This window comes from Paenibacillus sp. 2RAB27 (assembly GCF_052115445.1).
Classification (GTDB): Bacteria; Bacillota; Bacilli; order Paenibacillales; family NBRC-103111; genus Paenibacillus_E.
In genome coordinates, this window is the sequence record NZ_JBFRGR010000005.1 from 146116 (window position 1) to 167747 (window position 21632).

General features: G+C 46.4%; 16 protein-coding genes. 14 read left to right on the forward strand and 2 right to left on the reverse strand.

What is annotated here, in order from left to right; translation table 11 throughout:
• Positions 1 to 38: 38 nt before the first annotated feature.
• From AB4114_RS09660 to AB4114_RS09705, 10 genes are all read left to right on the forward strand, one after another.
• Positions 39 to 1136, forward strand: coding sequence for a GerAB/ArcD/ProY family transporter (locus AB4114_RS09660; RefSeq protein WP_441988265.1), 1098 nt, complete (start codon positions 39 to 41; stop codon positions 1134 to 1136).
• A complete protein-coding gene (locus tag AB4114_RS09665; protein ID WP_441988266.1) occupies positions 1129 to 2580 on the forward strand; it encodes a spore germination protein in 1452 nt (483 codons plus the stop codon). The genes AB4114_RS09660 and AB4114_RS09665 overlap by 8 nt, the downstream gene beginning before the upstream one ends.
• Positions 2577 to 3737: a Ger(x)C family spore germination protein gene (locus AB4114_RS09670; RefSeq protein WP_441988267.1), complete on the forward strand. Its 1161-nt coding sequence runs from the start codon at positions 2577 to 2579 to the stop codon at positions 3735 to 3737. The genes AB4114_RS09665 and AB4114_RS09670 overlap by 4 nt, the downstream gene beginning before the upstream one ends.
• 639 nt (positions 3738 to 4376) lie before the next feature.
• Positions 4377 to 4514, forward strand: coding sequence for a hypothetical protein (locus AB4114_RS09675; RefSeq protein WP_441988268.1), 138 nt, complete (start codon positions 4377 to 4379; stop codon positions 4512 to 4514).
• 293 nt (positions 4515 to 4807) lie between these two features.
• On the forward strand, positions 4808 to 5743 hold the full coding sequence (locus AB4114_RS09680; RefSeq protein WP_441988269.1) for a hypothetical protein: 936 nt from the start codon (positions 4808 to 4810) through the stop codon (positions 5741 to 5743).
• Positions 5744 to 5837: 94 nt separating this feature from the next.
• On the forward strand, positions 5838 to 6575 hold the full coding sequence (locus tag AB4114_RS09685; protein WP_441988270.1) for an ABC transporter ATP-binding protein: 738 nt from the start codon (positions 5838 to 5840) through the stop codon (positions 6573 to 6575).
• The gene (locus tag AB4114_RS09690) at positions 6568 to 7320 is read left to right on the forward strand and encodes an ABC transporter permease (RefSeq protein ID WP_441988271.1); all 753 of its coding nucleotides are present in this window, start codon (positions 6568 to 6570) and stop codon (positions 7318 to 7320) included. Before AB4114_RS09685 ends, AB4114_RS09690 begins: the two co-directional genes overlap by 8 nt.
• Before the next feature lie 5 nt (positions 7321 to 7325).
• Positions 7326 to 8801 (forward strand): ATP-binding protein, encoded by a 1476-nt coding sequence (locus tag AB4114_RS09695; protein WP_441988272.1) that lies wholly within the window; start codon positions 7326 to 7328, stop codon positions 8799 to 8801.
• Positions 8798 to 9487: a response regulator transcription factor gene (locus tag AB4114_RS09700; RefSeq protein ID WP_171632432.1), complete on the forward strand. Its 690-nt coding sequence runs from the start codon at positions 8798 to 8800 to the stop codon at positions 9485 to 9487. The genes AB4114_RS09695 and AB4114_RS09700 overlap by 4 nt, the downstream gene beginning before the upstream one ends.
• 144 nt (positions 9488 to 9631) lie before the next feature.
• A complete protein-coding gene (locus tag AB4114_RS09705; protein WP_441988416.1) occupies positions 9632 to 10318 on the forward strand; it encodes an MgtC/SapB family protein in 687 nt (228 codons plus the stop codon).
• 124 nt (positions 10319 to 10442) lie between these two features.
• On the opposite strand, the gene AB4114_RS09710 is transcribed toward AB4114_RS09705, so the two are convergent.
• Positions 10443 to 11279, reverse strand: coding sequence for an AraC family transcriptional regulator (locus AB4114_RS09710; RefSeq protein ID WP_441988273.1), 837 nt, complete (start codon positions 11277 to 11279; stop codon positions 10443 to 10445).
• 157 nt (positions 11280 to 11436) lie between these two features.
• On the opposite strand from AB4114_RS09710, the gene AB4114_RS09715 reads away from it, so the two are divergent.
• A complete protein-coding gene (locus tag AB4114_RS09715) occupies positions 11437 to 12591 on the forward strand; it encodes a glycoside hydrolase family 88 protein (RefSeq protein ID WP_441988274.1) in 1155 nt (384 codons plus the stop codon).
• Between the two features lie 181 nt (positions 12592 to 12772).
• Here the strand turns inward: AB4114_RS09715 and AB4114_RS09720 are convergent, their stop codons facing one another.
• Positions 12773 to 13225, reverse strand: coding sequence for a flavodoxin (locus AB4114_RS09720; protein ID WP_441988275.1), 453 nt, complete (start codon positions 13223 to 13225; stop codon positions 12773 to 12775).
• Between the two features lie 217 nt (positions 13226 to 13442).
• Here AB4114_RS09720 and AB4114_RS09725 point away from each other — a divergent pair, with 217 nt between their 5' ends.
• The 3 genes from AB4114_RS09725 (at position 13443) to AB4114_RS09735 (ending at position 21443) form a co-directional block, all read left to right on the forward strand.
• Positions 13443 to 14525 (forward strand): TrmB family transcriptional regulator, encoded by a 1083-nt coding sequence (locus tag AB4114_RS09725; protein WP_441988276.1) that lies wholly within the window; start codon positions 13443 to 13445, stop codon positions 14523 to 14525.
• Positions 14522 to 15184, forward strand: coding sequence for an HD domain-containing protein (locus AB4114_RS09730; protein WP_441988277.1), 663 nt, complete (start codon positions 14522 to 14524; stop codon positions 15182 to 15184). The genes AB4114_RS09725 and AB4114_RS09730 overlap by 4 nt, the downstream gene beginning before the upstream one ends.
• Positions 15185 to 15461: 277 nt before the next feature.
• Positions 15462 to 21443 (forward strand): polysaccharide lyase family 8 super-sandwich domain-containing protein, encoded by a 5982-nt coding sequence (locus AB4114_RS09735; protein ID WP_441988278.1) that lies wholly within the window; start codon positions 15462 to 15464, stop codon positions 21441 to 21443.
• Positions 21444 to 21632 lie beyond the last annotated feature (189 nt).

Below are 21632 nucleotides of genomic sequence, written 5' to 3' on the forward strand. Positions count from 1 at the left end.
TATTGTATGTCCATCTCATATCAAAGTGGGAGAACCTTATGCTTGCAAAGAACAAGATCACGTCACTTCAATTGTATATGATTGTGATTATTTCTATCGCGATTACGAATCATGTCTTGCTCATTCCCGTCCTGCTGCATTATGGAAAGCGAGATTCATGGGTGGGGGCTACACTTTCACTTGTTCCCATGCTTATTTGGACATGCCTGCTCTATTTCTTGGTAAGACGATCCAAGCAGGGTAACTTGATGGATTGGGTCCGAATGAGAACAGGGAAATGGATAACGCATCTTGTTCAGTTGACGATTATTCTGATCTGTTTTTCACATACTGTTGTCACAATTAAAGACGTGACCATGTGGACACACATTTCTTATTTGCCAAGAACACCCATATTGATCATAGAATTAATGTTTGTTTTATTTTGTTTTTTTGCGGCAAGAGAAGGCATCAGGGTGATTGCGATTGCATCAGGAGTTCTCATACCAGGAGTCGTTGTCCTGGGTTATTTTGTGATGGGCGCTAACTTCCAATATAAGGATTACACACTGCTCACACCACTTTTTACACATGGTTATGGTCCGACTGTGATGTGTATGTTATTGAGCTGCAGCGCTTCCTTCGAAATATTGAGTGTTCTTATTATGCAGCACCATGTTCGGACCCGTATACGCTTGAGAGGCTTACTGATTCTAACCACATGTGTTATTGGACTAACCATCGGTCCGCTAACTGGGGCCATTGCGATATTTGGTCCCTTCGAAGCAGCAGATCTAAGGTATCCCGCCTTTGAACAATGGCGAATGGTAACCATGGGGAAATATATTTCTCATCTTGACTTTCTATCCATATTTCAATGGATCTCAGGGGCTAGCATGCGTACATCCATCATGATGTTTATTATGGTAGACATGCTGAGCATCACGAAGAAATCGACCAGAACGAAATATCTGGTGTGGATCAGCCTTGGTTTAATTGCAGCAAGCATGTACCCCCTATCAGACAATCAAATGGTGCATATTCTGCAAAATTATTACTATACCTTTATGTTTGTAGTCGGCTTATGCTTGTCCTTGTTTCTGCTTTTAGTCGCGATGCTGCCTATACGGCGAAAGGAGAAGTTGCCTAGTGGATGAGCAAGATTTCCGTGAGTGGTTTGCTCTTTCGGACGACGTCATTCTGAAAACATATCCTGTCAAGCAAGGTGGCATCGCCCAGCGTGTTATCTTGCTATATTGTGCAGGCATGGTACGAACCGATATGATCGAGGGGCTTGTGTTGCCTAAACTGCAGGTTTTTATAGATAGTGACTATTACCAAAATGAAAATGCCCTTGATCTGAGTTCGATGTTGGAATTAATCAAATTCACGGGTACTCACGTCATAGATGATATGAAATTAGCTGTGTATGCAGGACAGCTTGTTTTATTTTTTGAACATACCCAATCGATTTACTCACTGGATATTGCATCACCTCCGAACCGCTCACCCGAAGAATCAAGTACGGAAACCTCGATTAAAGGACCGCGCGACGGGTTTACAGAAGATGTGGTCACGAATATCGCTTTAGTTCGCAAACGCTTAGCCACGCCGAGCTTATGTTGTGAAAAGATACATTTGGGACGAAAAAGCAACACGGTAGTGGCCCTACTGTATCTTGGTGATGTCATCAATGAGTCGATCTTACAAGAAGCAAGAGACCGACTGCAATCGATTGATGTGGATGCGGTAATTAGCAGTTCACAACTCGATGATGCTTTATCAAATCGAACATTCGCCTTATTTCCACTATTAAATTACACGGGGAGGCCAGATTTTGTTGCGGATAGCCTACTCCGTGGTCGGTTTGCCGTCATCGTCGATGGCTCGCCGATGGTTCTCATCGCGCCTGCTAGTCTATCTTTTATTTTAAATTCACCTGAGGATGTCCATAATCCGTTTTTTTTCGTTGCTTTCGAGCGAATACTGCGATTGATCGGCTTGTTAATTTCGGTATTGCTGCCTGGCTTGTGGATTTCAGTTTCCAGTTTTAATTTGGACCAAATTCCGTATCAACTTGTTGCGACCATCTCCTCGTCACGATTAGGATTGCCTTTGTCAGGACCGATGGATTTTATCATCATGCTGCTGTTATTCGAATTGTTCCGCGAAGCGGGTGCTAGGTTGCCCAAAGTAGTTGGACAGACGGTCACGGTTGTTGGCGGATTAATCGTCGGGGACGCGGCGATTCGCTCAGGCATTACAAGTCCAACAACTTTGGTCGTGACTTCTTTGTCGACGATATCGATGTATACACTTGTCAATCAATCACTTGCAGGTACAATTACGATTTTACGTATTGTTATTCTGCTAGTCTCCACCATGTTCGGTATTTATGGATTCATGATATCCCTCATGGGGCTCGTACTGCTCTTGTCGACATTGAGTTCATTCGGAGTACCCTATCTCTCTCCGCTTTCACCTCCCCAATTAGGGGAAATATTCACAGCTTTTTTGGCTAAGCCTTGGAAGAAGCTAAAAACAAGGCCGCACTCGCTCAACCCGAAGGATGACACCCGGCAAGGTGGGGACCCCTCATGATGAAAATAGCGTTGGTGAAACTTGCGTTCGGAGTCTTTTTGTTGATTAGCCTGACTGGCTGTTGGGATTTGAAAACGATTCAAGACACGAATTATATGACAGCGATTGGCTTTGATTATAAGGATGGGAAATATATTGTTTACGGTCAAATGCTGGATTTCGCTAGTGTGGCTAAACAGGAGGGGGGGCGGTCGTCGCAACCGCCTTTGATTTGGGTAGGTAAAGAAGAAGGAACAACCATTAGTGATGCGTTCAATAAGCTCTACCGGACGTCTCAGCAACGTGTTTTTTGGGGGCATGTTGGCGCTTATTTATTTTCTAAGGATGCACTTACTCAAGGTATTAGCGTCTTTACTGACGGCGCAATTAGGTATAGCGAAACGAGATTTACCCAATGGGTGTATATGACGGACGAATCTATTGAGTCGATTTTCTCCGTGATCCCTTTCTTCAATGTCTCACCAATGAGCTCTATTTTGATGCAACCGGTAGACAGTTATCGCCAGCGTTCGTATATTCCCCCACAGCGCTTGTTCCAGGTTGTGTCCAAATTAAGGGAACCCGGGTTTACTGTCATGCTCCCCTCTTTAGATATCAATAAAGAGGTCTGGAAGAAAAATGAAAAACCTGATCAAAAACTTATCGTGAGCGGTGTATATACCCTAAACAAGCAGCATGATTTGCAATGGTTTTCTGAAAATCAATACAGTGGTGCAAGATGGTTGTACAAGCACACAAGTCGTACCCCAATGGTTGTGTATCATGAGGGGAAAGCGATTCAAAACGCAAGTATTAAGCCAGAGGCTCTCATCAAGGTACGAACAAAGGGGGAGCAGGTCTTCTTTGATGTTGAGATTAAAGCCTATGTTACTATTGCTGAAATACTTAAAGATATTGGTGAGAAAGAGTTGCAAGAACAAGTTTCCAAAAAAATAGCAGAGGAAGTCCAGTCAACCTTTAAACTTGGAAAAAGTCGTGGAATCGACGTCTACACATTGGAACATGTGTTGTACAGGGATGAGTTCAAAACATGGGCTAAACTAACCGCTTATGGAGAGAAGCCGCTTAAAGACTATGAATTGGGAAACATTTCGGTGAAAGCGAAAATTATCCATACCGGCATGTTGAAGATGATAGAGAAAACGAAACAGTATTAGTTTACAAATTAGCTGCCTACTGACGGTTCGATACTCAGGAGGCGGCTTTTTAATTGTGGTATGTCTGGAGGTAGGCACCTAACTCAACAGTCCATACCCCGCACCGTGCAACACTGCACGTCACCGCCACACGCCATCCCTCACCCCAAATACCCGGGATCTCGGCACTCGCCGCCCCTCGCCCCAACACCCGGCATCTCGCCCCTCGCCGCCCCTCGCCCCAACACCCGGCATCCCCGCCCCCCGCACCGTATCTCACATCCCGAACGCATCAGCCCGTACCCGACCCCAGCATCGCCACCGAGTCTCCCCCCAATAGGAGTAGTGAGAAGTAGTGACAGTAATGAGAGTAATGAGAGTAATGAAAAGAATGTGGGAAAAAAGGAGTAAATTCAAGTCCTCTCTCCGAGCCCTGTCAAAAATGCAAAAGAGCACTTTTCGAATGGTTCTCCCCTCTGTTATTGGAAATTGATGCGAATAGGCATCAATTTGGTGTGATTTCAGGAGATAATCATGAAATACGTTAAAAAGGTTGCCTATTTGCACTTATTTACCAATTTTTGTTATAAATTAGTGGGAAAGGTTGTATTTTTGCATTTTTGAGAGAGGGGAGAGTAAGAGAGAAGGAGAAATGGAGACATGGAGAGAGATGGAGAGAGATGGGAGAGTAGTGGAGAGAGTGAAACTGTATGTTTTCCATTTAATGTCGATTTTCTTGCCGAAACCGATAAATTAGCGGGATTTTTTCCAGTTATGTTTTTAGGAGCGACTAGTTAAGACACCAGCCAACGATTCACTTTGTTACCAACTACCGCGCCCCAACTATCTACTCACTTACGTCACGAACCGCACAACGATCTACTCAGCCATCCTCCCGCACCATCTCTGCCTACTAACTAATTCCCTGGCTTGCTCTCCCCCAGTTTAGAAATATTTAAGAATTGTTTTAGGCCAGGTTAATAGGCGGTTTAGTGGCAATTAACTCTTGAGGGCTAAGATAGTCAGTATGGAAGCGCAGGTAGCGCGGCCAAATTAGAGAAAGCGTATGGATTACGCGGAGGCAGGACGAGATGAATAAGAAGTTAGCGATGTTGGGTTTAGGTGTAGCAGTTGGCAGCATGATGCTAGTGACTTCCGTATATGCAGGTGTGGGAGAGGCTCCCGGGTATGAAGCTTTCAAAACAGCGGTGAAACAGACAGCGACGATTAAGAACGTAACACGCCAAGTGAACGTGTCTTTACAGGACAATGGAGCTTCCTTGCTCCAAGTAAAGTCAACGATCAAAACCGGTGGAGCCGATCAAGCTGGAAGTGCGCAAGTGAATGTGCTTAATGGCACAAATGAGCAGCAAACGATTCAATTCTACAGCCAAGATGGCAAGCAGATTATCAAAACAGCAGATTCTGATGTATACAAAGTCATCGAAGGTGACAATGCGCCAACGAAGTTCAAAGGGCATAACCAAGGCAACCATACCGCAGACCCAGAAGTCATCAGCGAAGTGGAAAATGTAGTGGATGCCCTGGTCGGCAACTTGAAAAATTATGTCACGATGGATGACGCAGCTGGTAACGGGAAGGAAATTCATTTCAAGCTTTCCGGCAGCCAGATTTCTCCGATTGTGAATACCGTGGGTTCACTTGTCATCAAACATGGCACCATGGCCAAAGATGAGCCAATGCCAACCAAAGCAAACACACTGGGCATCGACCTTGCCACATTGCGCAACAGTTTGCCGCAACTTGCTTCCGATATTTCCATGGATGAAGTCGAAGTAAATGCGAGCGTGGATGGGGATGACCACATAACGAGTCAATCTGCACAAATTCATTTGTCTGGTAAAGATGAGCAAGGCGCTGAGCATGATGTTGTGCTGCGCATTGACATGACACTATCTAGCTTGAACTCGACAACGCCTGACACGGTGGATTTGAGTGGCAAGCAAGTAGAGAACGTGAAATTCGATGACATGTCGGGCCACAAAAAATGGGGCGAAAAGAACTAAGCACTGAGTTCTAAGCACTAAGCTCTAAGAAACACCAAAGAGGAGCCGTCAACCTCGGTTGACCTCCTCATTCCCTTTTGAGAGGCGGAACGGCATGAAACACGTCGCCCAACTAAACAATGTAACGAAAATTTTCAGGAACCTCCGCGGTATCCATCAAGTCAATATGACGGTGCAGCGTGGTGATATCTATGGTTTTTTTGGGCCAAACGGAGCGGGGAAAACAACCGTCATGAAGATCATGACTGGCCTATCTCAGGCGCAGCAAGGTCAGGTGAAGCTGTTCGGCTACGACGTGAAAACGCAGTACGAGCAAGCGATGGCGAAGGTCGGCGTGTTGATCGAAACGGCAGAAGCCTACACTTACATGAGCGGCAGAAGAAATCTGGAACAAGCGGGGCGGTTGTATCCAGGTGTGAGCAAGCAGCGAATAGACGAAGTGCTGGAGATCGTGGACTTAACCCCTTTTCAGCACGAAAAGGTTGCAGGCTACTCACTGGGCATGAAGCAAAGGCTCGGACTAGCGGCCGCGATGCTCTCAAAGCCAGAACTTCTCATTCTCGATGAGCCGACGAACGGCCTCGACATTGAGGGCATGGTTCATATTCGAGAAATCATTCTACGGTTAGCACGAGAAGAGCGGATCACGTTCTTAATCTCTTCCCACCTCATCCACGAAATGGAGCTGATGTGCAATCGCATTGGCATCATCCATCAAGGAAAGCTCGTCCGTGAAGGACTTGTCTCTGATTTGATCGAAGGCAGCCCATCTTTGGAAGCCGCTTACCTACGGGAAATTAAAGAAGTCAGGGGGCTTGCTGCCAATGCCTAGTATTTTGACAGCAAATGTCTGGAATGAGACGCTGAAACTAGCCTACAAAAAGAAAACCATCTTCTTCCTAGCGGTCACCTTGCTATTGCCCATTCTAGCAGGTATTCTGCTGTCGAGGTTCCAGAATGGTATCGGCATTGGCGCGATCGCGGCGAAGGATTTTCCCATCGTTATGTTGGGTTTGTTCACAACGATTTTCTTGCCTCTGTTCGTGTTCATGGGGGCTGCGGATGTGTTCTCTGGTGAGATGGGGGATCGCACGATGAAAAACATTCTTACCCGACCACTCTCCCGTTTTAAAGTGTTCGCATCCAAACAACTAGCACTGGCGATCTATATTGCCCTCTATTTAGTCGTGGCCCTCGTTGCCTCGATGCTCTCCGCTTTCTTATTTCAACATTTCGGTGGGATCGGAACACTCGGCAATTGGTTGCTCGCCTACGGCGCTGCCTTCGTCCCCCTGATTGCATTGAGTATCGCCGCGGTATGTTTGGCACAATTTTTCTCGAGTAGCAGCTCGGCGCTGACGGTCAGTATCCTGCTATACTTGGCATTCAAAGTAGCGGCTTTCTTCCTCCCACAACTCGCAACTTACTCACCAACAGCGTACATGGATTGGCATATGCTATGGGTTGGCGGTTCGATGGTGACGAGCAAAATCTTCTCGATCTTTATGTTTTTGGCAGCGTGCAGTATACTATTTTTTACAGCAGGTTATTATTTGTTTGATAAAAAGGAGCTCTGAACCCGATGTCGATTCGCATACGGCTAGTCCTATCCTATATTGCCATGCTGCTTGTACCGCTTGTGCTCTTTGGGCTAGCCGTCATTCTTATCAGCGTCGCCACCTTCGGGAGCCTGAAATCTGGCTTTGATGTCGACTTTTCGCATGGCAATCCCATTAAGCGCGTCATTGATCAGGAAGCGGAAAATGTCGCTTATATAAAGGCCAAAATTGAAACTGACCCTGATGCCTTTCTTCAGGAGAAATTTGTGGAGGACTTGAACGAGCAATTTCACAAAATCAATATGGGACTGATCATTCGGAAGGATCAAACGATCACGTATTTATCATCCTATCTGAAGGATAGAGAAGCTGGGGACACCTCACAGCTCCCACTTTATGGTACGCCGCCAGGGAAATTTCAACGTAATCAAGGCTCTCTGTTGATAACTAGACAGCAGGATTTCTTATTTTCTGATAAGAGTAAAGGAACGGTATTCGTGTTTCTAGATGGCGGTCCTTTTCAGAAATACTTGCACCAATTCTCCAAAACGGTTTTCTTAACTTTTATTTTCATCCTCATTGCTACCAATGGCGTGCTGACGTACTTCGTTTCGCGGAGCATTATTCGGCCATTGCGAGCACTTAAACGTGCAGCAGAAGAGATCAAAGAGGGAAATCTAGACTTTGAAATTATTCCACACAGGAAAGATGAGCTTGGCGAGCTCAGTGTTGCATTTGAAGAAATGCGGCGTAAACTCAAGAAATCCGTAGAGCTGCAGCTCCAATACGAGGAGAATCGCAAAGAGCTTATCTCGAATATTTCCCATGATTTGAAAACACCAGTCACCGCGATCAAAGGCTATGTCGAGGGCATCATGGATGGTGTTTCGAATTCGCCGGATAAGCTGGATAAATATATACGAACCATTTATAACAAAGCGGCGGATATGGATCGGCTGATTGATGAGCTATTTCTATTTTCCAAGTTGGATCTGGGTAAAGTGCCATTTCAATTCGAGACCGTCGATCTAGGGAACTACGTGCAGGATTGTGCGCAGGAATTGCAATTTGATATGGAGAAAAAAGGAGTCCAGTTTACACTTGCCGATCTGCCACAAGAGCCGATACTGGTTACAGCAGATCGCGACAAGCTTAGACGTGTGCTTTTAAACATAATAGAGAATGCAGTTAAATACAGTGAAGAAGGCAATTGTCAGATTACGTTAAGCGTGTTGCGACAGGCTGAATTCGCCGTTATTCAAATCAAGGATAATGGTCAGGGGATCTCGGAGGAGGCGCTTCCGCATATTTTTGATCGTTTCTACCGCGCAGATCCTTCGCGCAATACGGCAACAGGAGGCAGCGGGCTAGGACTGGCAATTGCGAAGCAAATCATTGAAGAACATAGCGGGCGCATTGGTGCGACAAGCGTGTTAGGGCTGGGCACTACCGTGTTTATGGCCTTACCACTCCATCAGGGGAAGGGAAGCGAAGCATGAGTCGGATTTTGATCGTAGAAGATGAACAAAGCATTGCCGAGCTAGAACGTGATTATTTGGAAATTAACGGGTACGAGGTTGATCTTGAAACGAGCGGTGAACGTGGACTTGAGCGGGCGCTGTCGATCGATTATGATCTCGTGATACTCGATCTTATGCTTCCGATAATGGATGGCTTTGAAATTTGCCGACGTATTCGGAGTGTGAAAGACATTCCAATCGTCATGGTTTCGGCTAAAAAGGAAGACATCGACAAGATACGCGGACTCGGCCTTGGTGCCGATGATTACATGATCAAGCCGTTTAGCCCAAGTGAGCTAGTGGCTAGGGTTAAGGCTCATTTGGCCCGGTACGAACGGTTAATGGGACGTCGTGAGTCGAAGAATGATGAGGTTCGCATTCGCGGACTGATGATTGATAAAACTGCGCGGCGCGTGTTCGTGAATGATCGGGAAGTCATGTTCACGACCAAAGAATTCGATCTGCTGACTCATCTTGCCATGAATCCCAATCGGGTATACAGTAAGGAGCAATTGTTTGACCTGTTGTGGGGCATGGATGCCATGGGGGAGATTGCCACAGTGACGGTACATATCCGTAAGCTGCGAGAGAAAGTGGAGCAGGATCCTTCCAATCCACAATATATTGAAACCATATGGGGAGCGGGCTATCGCTTCCGAATCTAACTAGCTAAGCCTGAGGGAGTTGCCTAACTCATCTCGGGCTTTTTGGTTGTTCGCATAAACATTGCCATATTTAACAAATGGTTATTTACATCGTCTCTTTGTTAAGATATTGTAAAGGTTACTTAACTAGGGGAGTCAACGATGATGGAATTTACTGTAGATTTGCATATTTTAATGAAACTTGGGATTTCCGCAATTTTTGGATTAATTATTGGATTGGAACGGGAGATTAGGAATAAACCGCTGGGACTGAAGACGTCGCTGGTCATTTGCTTAAGCAGCTGCTTATTAACAATCGTGTCTATCGAATCGGCCAATAAATATGCCGTAGCCGGACTACACGTCATGGATCCCATGAGGCTGGCGGCGCAAGTGGTGAGCGGGATCGGTTTTCTCGGCGCAGGTGTTATTCTTCGCAAGCACAATGATGTCATTATTGGTTTGACAACGGCTGCTATGATTTGGGGAGCTGCAGGCCTTGGAATTGCAGTTGGAGCTGGATTCTACGTGGAAGCCTTTTTCGGACTCATGCTCATTCTCATCAGCGTAATTGTGTTACCTTATTTTATTAAGAAAATTGGTCCAAAACCGCTGACGATGAAGGATCTTCGCGTCCGTCTGATTGTTTCCCATGATGGGAACCTAACGACGATCATCAAAGCCATTATTGCCAAGGGTTACAAAATGAAAAGCGTTCATATCAAAGAATTGAACAAAGATCTGCAGGAGTTGAATTTCATCGTGTTCGTCGATCGCAAATATGCTTCTGAGGTCTATGATGAGTTGAAGTCGATGGAATATATTGAGTTTGCTGAAGTGGAGACACTGTAACAAAGGTAGGGATCGGCGCGGGTAGGCCGATAGAGATGGACCGTAGGTGGCGATTGAGCTGCCCTCCGGTCCTTTTTCTGCTGTTCTTCATCATACTGGTGCTGTTCCGCTCCAATGGAATGAGTTAGGTCGATTTCCCGTATTGGCCGGGAGAAATGCTGGTAATATTTTTAAACGTACGAATAAAATTGGCATAGTCATTAAAGCCTGACAAATGGCAGGCGTCAGAGACAGAATGTCCCGTGGATAATAACTGTTTAGCCTGAGCCACTCGTTTTAATAAAATATAACGATAAACGGTTCCGCCGGTTTGATGCTTGAACGTACGACTTAGATGGAATTTGTCCACGGATAACTCTTTGGCTATGTGATCTAAGGTTAATTCCTTAAGCAGATTCGTGTCGATGTAGTTCATCACAGATTGGATCAATGACGATGTGATACTTGGGATATGCGCATTCGTTTCTCGGAAAACCTCATTGGTAAAAACAAGAATTTGCATCAAATAGGCGTAAGAAAGAACATCACTTCCATATTTAGTTTGACCCAGGACTTCACTTAATTTCCACACAAGGGATCGATAGGCTTCGATTTGCATCTCGCCAAGCTGGACAATATTGTTAAGGCCAGGTTTGCGATTTTGAAAGCAGGAAAGCAAATTCGTTTCGGATGAGCAAAAGGGCAGAACAATTTGTGGCTTAAAATGAAGTGTAATTCGCTCGTAGGGCTGCGACGAGAGATTGCGAATTTTATGGATCTCGTGATTGTTAATAACAACGAGACTGCCTTTTTGCAGCGGATAGCAGAATTGATCGATAAATAATTGAATATCACCATTCAAAAATAAAAATATTTCGTAATTTTCATGAAAGTGAAAGTCATTAATGGGAACGAAAGTAGAATTGGAATGATACGTCATTAAATCTTCTTCTAACATTTCATAATACTTTGAATCCGTCATCAACGTGTTCCTTTCCGGGAATTACCGCATTCTGTTGTTTACAATTACAATAATAATGCCGCGATACAATAATCGCAATATATCTCCCAATAATCGCAAAGAAATTGCTTGGAATACATAATAAACTGAAAGAAAAACGAAGAGAGTTGGGAGACGTATGCTACAGGCAAGCGATCAACTATGGTTAGAGAGTGTCATTGATAAAATTACAACGAAAATGGACTGGGTTAGCGATAAATCGAGAACTAAGATTCCCTATACAACCATTAATGGCTCGCATGACAACCGTATGGAAGAGAATCCTAGGGGTTCGATCACAGACGGGATCAATTGGTGGACCAATGGGTTTTGGGGCGGCATGATGTGGCTCATGTACCACGAAACGGGCAATGAAGCTTATAAGGAAATTGCCAATATCTCGGAAGATGCGTTGGATGAATGCTTCCGTCAATATTACGGGCTGCATCATGATGTTGGATTTATGTGGCTGCCAACCAGTGTAGCGAATTATAAAGTAACCAGACAACCGGAATCTCATAAGAGAGCCATGCATGCTGCGAACTTGCTTGCCGGGCGCTTTAATTTGGCTGGCGGTTTTATCCGGGCATGGAACGACAACGAAGGCGGAGATACGCGGGGCTGGGCCATCGTAGATTGTCTGATGAATCTCCCGCTTTTGTATTGGGCAAGCGAAGAAAGCAGAGATCCGCGGTTCAAACAAATTGCCATGAAGCATGCCGATACAGCGATGACCGCATTTATCAGACCAGACGGTTCCGTTAATCACATTGTTGAGTTTGATCCGTTTCATGGCGGTGTGGCAGCAACTTACGGAGGCCAGGGCTACGAAGCAGGTTCCTCTTGGACGCGAGGACAGACATGGGCTATGTATGGCTTTATCTCGAGCTATCTGCATACGCAGAAGGAAGAATATTTGCATACGGCAAAGCGTGTTGCGCATTATTTTATGGCCAACATTCCGGACAACGGCATCATTCCAATTGATTTCAGACAACCGAAAGAACCTGAGTACGAGGACTCCACTGCAGCAGCAATTGCAGCATGCGGGCTCATTGAAATTGCGAAGGTCGTTGGTGAGCACGAAAAAGATGTGTATATGAAAGCCGCATTGAAGCTGTTGAAAACATTAGATCAATCGCGTTGCGACTGGACAACAGACTCCGATTGTATATTGATGAATGGTTCGGCTGCGTACCACCATCCGGAGCGCCATACGGCAATCATCTATGGGGATTACTATTTTATGGAAGCTATTTTCAAATTAAAGGGAAATGATTTGTTTGTTTGGTAGGTTTGTTTGTTGGTAAACGGGCGGAATGGCGGAAAACCATCAGTCAGAGATTCTTGAGCTTTTCCCCGCTCCGTTTCCAAGCACCTCCGGATTGAACTACGTCTGAATTCGGAGCCATAACTATCTAATAATCCTCAAACTTAAAAGGACCGTCAGGGCGAATTCCCCTGACGGTTGTTGTCTAGATCGAAATGCCTAGGGATGCTGCAAATTTAAGTCCTAGCTCACGACAAAGTGCTTTTTCATCTTTGCTAGGGTTCAGCTCAACCTTTAACCCGTCAAATACTTTCTCAGCGCCTAACTCAGCTAGCTTCTCTTCGAGTGTATCCACCGCTTTGCCAAAATACGTGTAAGAGGAATCAGCAGAACCGAATACGCCGAACTTGCGTCCTTCCAGATTAATGTCATCCATTTCGTCGTAGAAATCTTCATACTCATCTGGTAGATCGCCATCTCCCCACGTATATGCTCCGAGCAGAACCCCTTCATACTTCTCGAGCTCACTAGCGTTTGTATCCATGACGTTTTTGAGAACAGGCTCAATCCCTGCCTCTTGAATGCCGGCTGCAATCGCCTCGGCGAGTTCTTCTGTATTTCCAGACATGCTTGCGTATACGATAATAATTTTGGACATGGTGGGCCTCCTAATAGGGGATATAATTCCTTGATTCAACCTGACGTCAAGCAGATAGAACAGGATTCTGTGCAAGCACGAGCAATCCATTAACTTCCACAATATTAGGTGATAATGATTATCATTGTCAACATAAAATTATAATATCGACGTACTGTGAAACGGTACGACTATGCATTTATTCATGCTACAATAGAGATATGAGGGGGGCTGCGCCATGGAAAATGTTCTACAGCATTTGAAAAACCTTGGCTTCACGGATTTGGAAGCGAAGTGTCTGCACGTACTAGCAGTGAGTGGCACGCAAACTGGCTATGAAATCGCCAAGGGGCTTGGCGTATCGCGTTCAAACGTATATGCAGCTTTACAAAAGCTCGCTGAAAAAGGCGCAGTGCTCACGAGTCATGGTGAACCAACCGTCTATCAAAGCGTGCCGATTGAGGAAATCGGCGAGCGAATGGAAGCGGAGCTGCAAGCCTCCATCCGCTATGTGAAAGAGCATCTGCCCAAGCAAGAGACGCATATGTCTGAGTATTTTAGCTTGGAGGGTGAAACCAAGGTTATCGAACGTATCCGTTCGGATCTGCGGAAAGCGAAGGAGGAGGCGTTCTGTGATCTGTCTCCAGAGGAAGCGAAGCTGCTGAGGGAAGATATACGCGAGGTGTCTGCACAGGGCGTGCGTGTCATCGTCATGCCAACGCGCGATGCGGGAACTGGTTTCTACCCATTTGCACGTAAACGGGGCGAGGGTCTGAAGGGGCAGCAGGGACGTAAATTCGCGATACTTATTGATCGTAAACTGGCGATTATTGGCACGCGCGGCGCCGAAGATCAGGCCGTAGCAATGATAACCGAGCATCCTGCGATGGTGGAGTTGCTGTATAATCATTTTTGCAGTAGTGTCGTGTTACAAGAGCTTCAGCAGGATATGGGTACGAAACTTGAGGATAAATACGGCAAAAATTTCAAGAAAATCATACAAAAACAGATAGATGGAAAAGTGCCTGAACCGAAGAAAACGGATGAGGGCAAAGCGGTTGCGCTTAAGCTCCATGCGGGTCATGAGATCGCTGGAGAGTTCGGACATCTCGATGAGGGCGTATCTGGCGGAGCGCTTTTGAGCGACGAGAGTGCTAAAGAAGATAATCCGGAACAAAGAAATACTGAACATGAACAGCAGGAACAGGGAACGTTTGGACAAGGGAAGTCTGAGCAGGAAAAGCTGGAACAAGGAAAGTCTGAACAGGAAAAGCTGGAACAAGGAAAGTCTGGACAAGGGAAGAGGAAGAAGAAAAAATGATGGATCACGAAGTAGATCAACAACGGATACTACTCGCGGCGGAGACGCTCGTGAAGGAAAAGCTAGAGCGCGATAGCAGTGGCCACGATTGGTGGCATATTTATCGCGTGGTGCAGACGACGAAGCGTATAGCCGCCCAGGAGGGCGCTGATGGCTTCGTCTGCGAGCTTGCGGCGTTGCTTCACGACGTCGTCGACGAGAAGCTGAACTCCGATCCAGCCTCGGCGCAGCGCGAGCTGGAGGCATGGCTCGCCGCCAGCGGCACGCCGGCGGCGCAGGTGGAGCACGTGCTGGAGATTATCAGCACGATGTCTTTCAAGGGCGGCGCGCGGCCGCCAATGCGCACGCTTGAGGGCCAGGTCGTGCAGGATGCCGACCGGTTGGATGCCATTGGCGCGGTGGGAATCTCGCGCGTGTTTGCCTATTCGGGCTGGAAAGGCCGCCCGATTCATGATCCCTCCGTCATCGCGCGCGAGCAGATGACGGAGGCGGAGTATCGCGGGGGTAACGACACCGCGATTAATCACTTTTACGAGAAGCTCCTCAAGCTGAAGGAGCTTATGAATACGGCCTACGCGAGGCAGCTCGCGGAGGAGCGGCATCGCTTCATGGAGTTTTATCTGCAGCAGTTCTATGCGGAGTGGGAAGGCGAGCGATAAGATTATACAGGGAGAGCCTGTAGTGGGCAATTTAGAGGCAATGAGAATGAAGATTAGAATGCCCAAATATTATTATCAGCTGTCAGTATCATGACTAAAAAAGCGTACTATACAGATGGAGAAGCCTTGCTACACAAGGACTTCTCTTTTTTTACTTGAAGGAGTGTTTATCACAAGAATTGGTCATTGTCCGAAGGAGTGCGTTCTTAGTAGGATAAATGCATGACAAGCAACCAAAGGTGTACGAACCGGGATAACAGGAGGAATGATTATAGTTATGAGACGAATTAAAAAAAGTATAGCCATATTTCTCAGCATCGTCATAGCGATCAGTTGCTTTAACTTCGTGCAGCCGATTGCTCAAGCTGCTGACACAGACAATATGATTTTGAAAGGAGCAGGCTTTGAGCCTGACGAAATCAATCCAGCCGACACTACTGTTGTTTTTGTGCAAGGTCGACCGATGACTGCTACGGTTGGAAAAGAGTGGAAACTTGGATTGAACCACGGMGCACCCAATTATGCCAGAGCTACCTATGATACAACCGAGAAAACGCAAGGAACCCAGTCCCTACATGTGCAGTATGATAAATCCGCCGGCTATCTAGAGAAAATCACTGATTTGCCTGCGGTTGCAAACGGCAAATACACCATATCTGTGGATATCAAAACAGGCGCCAACACCGATAGTGTAATAGTGCGGACGGAGTTTGTGAAGAGTGACGGAACAGCTAGCAGCACGGTTGGTCGCACTGACCATTTTACAATAGGCGCCAATCAGGCCTGGCAAACCTATACGAAAACCTTCACAGCGCCAAACAACAACGACATCGCCGGTATTAAATTTCTTTTTGCAATAAGTAAGAAACAAACCACCCCTTGGAACACAGGCGAATTTTGGATGGACAATCTCGTGATTAAGCCTGTCCCAACGGCTGTTGATAATGTGAATTTGGATGTATCAGCCCTTACTTTGCTGACAGGAACCGAGCACCAGTTGAACGCCACGATCTCTCCTGCGAGCGCTTCTAACAAAGCAGTCACATGGTCTAGCTCCGATTCATCGATAATTTCGGTTGATGACAATGGCGTGGTGAAAGGTTTAGTAGATGGGACCGCAACAATTACAGCAGTTTCGGTTGGAAATCCAAGTAAGATAGCCACTTGCGTAATTACGGCTAGCAGTCATGTAACGGGGATTAGCCTTGACAGAACCGCCTCAACGATTCCGAAAGGCAAGAATCTAGTACTCAACGCTACCCGTATACCCTTCAATGCAACGGATCCAATCCTATGGTCGTCATCTGATGAAAGCGTTGCCATTGTGAGGGATGGCGTGGTTTTCAGCAAAGGTACGGGAACCGTAACGATCACGGCAACTTCGGGGGTGCATTCAGCCGATTGCCAGGTCACTGTTACCGCGTATACGGAGGATGAATTTGACCGTATGCGAAAACGGTGGTCGGATTACATTTTTTATATAGGCTATGACATCAACGATCCTGAAATCAAGGCCATAGTTGATGAAAGAGTAGCCAAAGGACAAATGTACTGGGAGAAAATGAACAAAAACGCCAACGCTTCCTCCCAGCTGTGGACAGATGCGGATATGGGCAACCTCACAAGAGAGTTCCAAACGTACTACAAATTTCTGTTAGACATGTCCGTGGCTTACGTGACGGAAGGATCGCCTCTCCAATATAATGCTGACTTGTATCGGGACATTATTTTTGGTTTAGATTGGATGGACAGTAACTTGTTCACGACGAGTCCAAAATGGGCGATATCCAACTGGTGGGAAAGAGATATCGGCATGCCTAAGGAAGTGAACAACATCGTAACGCTGCTCTACGATTACCTGCCGCAAGCGAAAATCGACAAGTATATGGCTAAGGTGAAAGTATTTTCGCCGACAGCAGATACAGTTGTAACTGGTGGCAACGCTATCGCCGCCAATCGAGTAGACAAAAGTTTAATCGTTATGATGCACGGCATATTAACAAAAGATTCTCTTAGAATCAAAGAAGCCTCCAGCAAGTTGCTTAACGCGAACAGCCAGGTTCTTGAACTTGTTACAACCGGCACTGGCATTTATTATGACGGCTCATTCATTGAGCATAGCAACATCCCATACACGAACAGCTATGGTACCGAAAGCCTTCGCGGTATCAGCGAGATTTTGTATACGATCGGCGATTCAACTTATGGGCCTAACGAGGCCGACGTTAGTCGCGTATATGAGGCAGTCGATACTGCATATTTACCTCAGATGTACAAGGGAATGCTGTTGTATTCAACCTGGGGACGTTCAGCATCAAGGCAAACCAAAGCTGTTGGAGGAAAAAGCGCAAATTCACACGTCAAAGCACTGATTATGCTGGCCCAATCGATAAACGGTTCGTTGTCAACCCACTTTAAGGCTGTTGCCAAGGCGCATTTGCTTGCAAACCCGAAGCTGTTGGAAACGACAAACCTGTTTGACAGACAATTATTTAAAAGTGTGCTGCAGGATGAGTCTATCGCCCCGGAAGCAGAAGTAACAGGCGCATACACCTTTAATCGTATGGCTCGTACAACAGTGAAGAGAGACGACTATCTGTTTGATTTGGCCATGTATAATTATCGAGTAGCGTCATTTGAAGCGGGCAATCAGGAAAATAGACGCGGTGTACATACATCCGATGGATTCACATATCTGTATAATAATGACATAATGCAATATGCGGAAAACTTCTGGGCTACCGTTGACTATAAGAGGCTGCCCGGGACTACGGTTGATACAAAGCCTATAGAGCATCTCGAGATTCTGGGAACAGGCGGAACTGGTTCCTCTGTCAATCCCAAGATCAGATGGGCAGGCGCTTCAAAGCTGGATAATTATGCGGTGGCAGGAATGGCCTTAGATAAAACCGACCTCCAGGATAATACAAAAGGTACTAATGCCAAAGACATGGATTTGACAGCTAAAAAATCATGGTTTGTTTTTGACAATGAAATTGTTGCACTTGGCGCGGGAATTAAAAGTTCTAAAGGCCGTGCTATAGAAACGATTGTAGAGAACAGAAGGCTTAATTCTTCAGGAAGCAATACCTTTGTAGTTGATGGGGAAACCAAATCTTCTGCATTAGGCTATAGCGAAACTGTTGAAAATCCAAATTGGGCTTATCTTGAAGGAAGAGTCGAGGGTTCCGATATTGGTTATTACTTCCCAGACAGCTCCAATTTAAACGTATTAAGAGAATCACGTACGGAATCGTGGAAGACTATAAACGATAACCCTTCCATGTTTTATGATGATACTCCTGTAACAGATAACTATTTGACCATGTATATTGACCATGGAACGAACCCTAGTGGTGCTTCCTATGAATATGCCATTCTTCCTGGTATGAATCCCCAAGAGGTGGCGGCATATTCGGAATCCCCGGGATTTGAAGTTCTGTCCAATACGGCGGATTTACAAGCGGTCAAGCATAAAGCTTTGGGTATTACGGCCCTTAACAGCTTTGTGAGGACTACAACAAGCGCTGGTGGTGTTACTGTCAGCGATGAAGCGTCTGTTATAGTTCGGGAGTATCCGGACAATACATTAAAAATAGCCGTGATGAACCCGACAGTGAATGGCAATAAAGAACTAACCGTCACTGTTGACCGTAAGGCTCTGGGCGTTATCGCCAAAGACGATAACATTACGGTTGAGCAGACAGACCCGCAAATTGTTATTAAAGTAAATCCGGAAATAAATGCGGTCAAGTTTCAAAACACGTGGACGATTCACTTGGCTGTCGCGCCGAAACCAGTGGAATCAGTAGTCTTGGACACAACCGACAAAGTAATGGGGGTTGGCGAGGCTGCGCAGTTGCATGCCGAAGTTCTACCTGCCGATGCTTCTGTTAAAACGCTGCTATGGGCGTCGGACAATGAAAATGTGGCAACTGTCAATGAAGATGGGCTTGTTACGGCTGTTGGAATCGGTACAACAGATATTAGAGCAACATCGTCAGCCGACAACACCAAATATGCCGTCCGCTCAATCACGGTAACAGATTTGACCACAGCCGTCATTCCTGAAAACGGCAAATTAACTGTAACCTTTGGCGATTTGCCTACGGACATTATGAAAAGCTCATTTAGCGGAACGTTTACAGTGACGAAAGATGGCGTTGCAACGGAAGCGCCCTTATTTCTTCAAACGATGATTGTTAATGGAGATAAAACCATTACGTTTGGTATTGACAGTATTCTACCAGATCATATAAGCGATGCAGAGCTTCTGGTAAAAATAAAATATGTGGCAGGCGCGGAGAAAACGGCAAGTTTCACTGTAAACAGGATAATTGTGCCTGCAGCCCCTGCAGTACAGACAAGAGCAGCGAACAATGTGACAGAGACCTCAKCGATTATCCAAACGGAAATCATTAGCGTCGGCAGTAGTCCGATTACGGTTTATGGCGCAGTATATGGAACTACTCCGAATCCGGATGGCAGTGAGGGGAACATTGCGATCAGCGGCGCAAGCAGTCCACAGGTGTATGCGTTTGACCTTGTGAACTTAATGCCTGATACGACGTACTATTTCCGAGCCTATGCCACTAACGTTGTGGGAACGACCTATGGAAGCGATATGGCGTTCAGGACCGTAGCGTTCGATATGACGCCTCCGACGGGGACGCTCAGCATAAACGGAGGAGCGGCCATAACGAGTACAACATCGGTCACTTTGGCGGTATACAGCTCCGACGGAGCAGGTTCAGGAAGTGTACAGATGCGTTTTTCCAATGACAATGCAACTTGGAGCTCCTGGGAGGCGGCAGCTGGAACGAAAGCGTGGTTGCTTGCATCGGGAGATGGGGCAAAGACGGTATATATGGAGTTGAAGGATGCGGTAGGCAATGTTACGACTGTTCCTCTCACAGCTTCTATTCAATTGCAAATACCTGTATCGGGAAGCAGCGGTGATGATACAGTAACTGGTCCTCAGACTGAAACGATCCATGTTGGGGGTGGCAAAAGCGATGACGGTTCTATCGTGATAGCAGTTGTCATCAACCGCACGCCAGATGCAAACGGACAGAAGCGCGATGAAGTCAATTTGACTTCTGAACAAATGGTCGATACGATCGCTCAACTCGCAGCAGCAGGCTCCAACTCGACCAAAATCGTCATTCCCGATGAGAAGGACGAGGTTGCGGAATTGAATGTGAAGCTCCCGAAAGCGTCGACAGAGCAATTAGCCAAGGCAAACGTAGGGCTCGAAGTCGTTACGGGTAACGTGCGGATTGATATCCCTGGCAGCTCGCTACAAGGGCTTGGCATTGATACCTACTTCCGCGTTGTACCGATCAAAAAGAAAGAAGAGCACGATGCAGTCGAGCAACGTGCAAAAACTAAGCAAGCCGTGCTCCTAATCGCAGAACTGGGCAGCGCCGAAGTGATCGGTCGTCCGATGACGATCGAAACGAATCTGCAGGGTCGCACAGTAACCCTGAGCTTGCCGCTCGGCGACGTGGCGCTTAGCGATGAGCAGAAGAACGATCTCGGTATTTACATTGAGCATAGCGACGGCACGAAAGAATTCGTCCGAGGAGAGATTGTAAAGTTTGACCAAAACGGCGAACTCGGCATTCGCTTCGCAGTGAACAAATTTAGTACATTTACGATTGTGCATATGAAGGGTTGGAACGCTACTTTGGCAACGCCGGTCAAGCAGCGCAATGCTTATATGTCAGGTTATCCTGATGGCACATTTGGACCTGAACGAAGCATCACCCGAGCTGAAATGGCAACGATATTGACCCGTGCATTCGATAAGTCGACAACGCAAGCAGGCATCGCCTACACGGACGTAGAATCGACACATTGGGCAAAGGAAGCGATTGATCAAGTGGCGAAAATGGGATTGATGTCAGGCTACCCAGATGGCAGTTTCAGACCAGAACAAACGATCACGCGCGCGGAGATGGCGAGCATCGCATCCAAGCTGTTGACGGTGAAGCCTGACGCAGCCGGTGGAAGCTTCGCAGACGTGGTCGATCATTGGGCGCAAGTGGCAATTCATCAAGTAAAGGCAGCGGGAATTATCAACGGTTATGCGGATGGCACGTTCCGTCCGGAGATGAGATTGACTCGTGCTGAAGCCGTAATCATGATCAACAAACTGCTTGGTCAAGAGCCATTATATGGCGCGGCAGCAAAATGGTCAGATGTAACGGAGCAGCACTGGGCGTTTAAAGATATTCAAGCGGCTTCTGCTAATTAAGCAGTCTTATTTGTCAAACAGCATCCTCTCCTAGAAGGCAATCGCCGACCGGGAGGGGATTTTTTAATTCCCAGCAATGATGCTGCACAACATGCGACTTCTTTGCTAAACAGAGGTCAATCTGCATCCAATTTCCTCCCTCTCCAACCCGCTACCACGTTTCTTTCCAATATGTGATAAAATAAAAAG

Coding starts and splice junctions, on each gene's coding strand:
- AB4114_RS09680 (WP_441988269.1), top strand. CDS start 4,808: ATGAATAAGAAGTTAGCGATGTTGGGTTTAGGTGTAGCAGTTGGCAGC.
- AB4114_RS09685 (WP_441988270.1), top strand. CDS start 5,838: ATGAAACACGTCGCCCAACTAAACAATGTAACGAAAATTTTCAGGAAC.
- AB4114_RS09690 (WP_441988271.1), top strand. CDS start 6,568: ATGCCTAGTATTTTGACAGCAAATGTCTGGAATGAGACGCTGAAACTA.
- AB4114_RS09705 (WP_441988416.1), top strand. CDS start 9,632: ATGGAATTTACTGTAGATTTGCATATTTTAATGAAACTTGGGATTTCC.
- AB4114_RS09730 (WP_441988277.1), top strand. CDS start 14,522: ATGATGGATCACGAAGTAGATCAACAACGGATACTACTCGCGGCGGAG.
- AB4114_RS09720 (WP_441988275.1), bottom strand. CDS start 13,225: ATGTCCAAAATTATTATCGTATACGCAAGCATGTCTGGAAATACAGAA.
- AB4114_RS09695 (WP_441988272.1), top strand. CDS start 7,326: ATGTCGATTCGCATACGGCTAGTCCTATCCTATATTGCCATGCTGCTT.
- AB4114_RS09700 (WP_171632432.1), top strand. CDS start 8,798: ATGAGTCGGATTTTGATCGTAGAAGATGAACAAAGCATTGCCGAGCTA.
- AB4114_RS09725 (WP_441988276.1), top strand. CDS start 13,443: ATGGAAAATGTTCTACAGCATTTGAAAAACCTTGGCTTCACGGATTTG.
- AB4114_RS09710 (WP_441988273.1), bottom strand. CDS start 11,279: ATGACGGATTCAAAGTATTATGAAATGTTAGAAGAAGATTTAATGACG.
- AB4114_RS09660 (WP_441988265.1), top strand. CDS start 39: ATGCTTGCAAAGAACAAGATCACGTCACTTCAATTGTATATGATTGTG.
- AB4114_RS09715 (WP_441988274.1), top strand. CDS start 11,437: ATGCTACAGGCAAGCGATCAACTATGGTTAGAGAGTGTCATTGATAAA.
- AB4114_RS09675 (WP_441988268.1), top strand. CDS start 4,377: ATGGAGAGAGATGGAGAGAGATGGGAGAGTAGTGGAGAGAGTGAAACT.
- AB4114_RS09670 (WP_441988267.1), top strand. CDS start 2,577: ATGATGAAAATAGCGTTGGTGAAACTTGCGTTCGGAGTCTTTTTGTTG.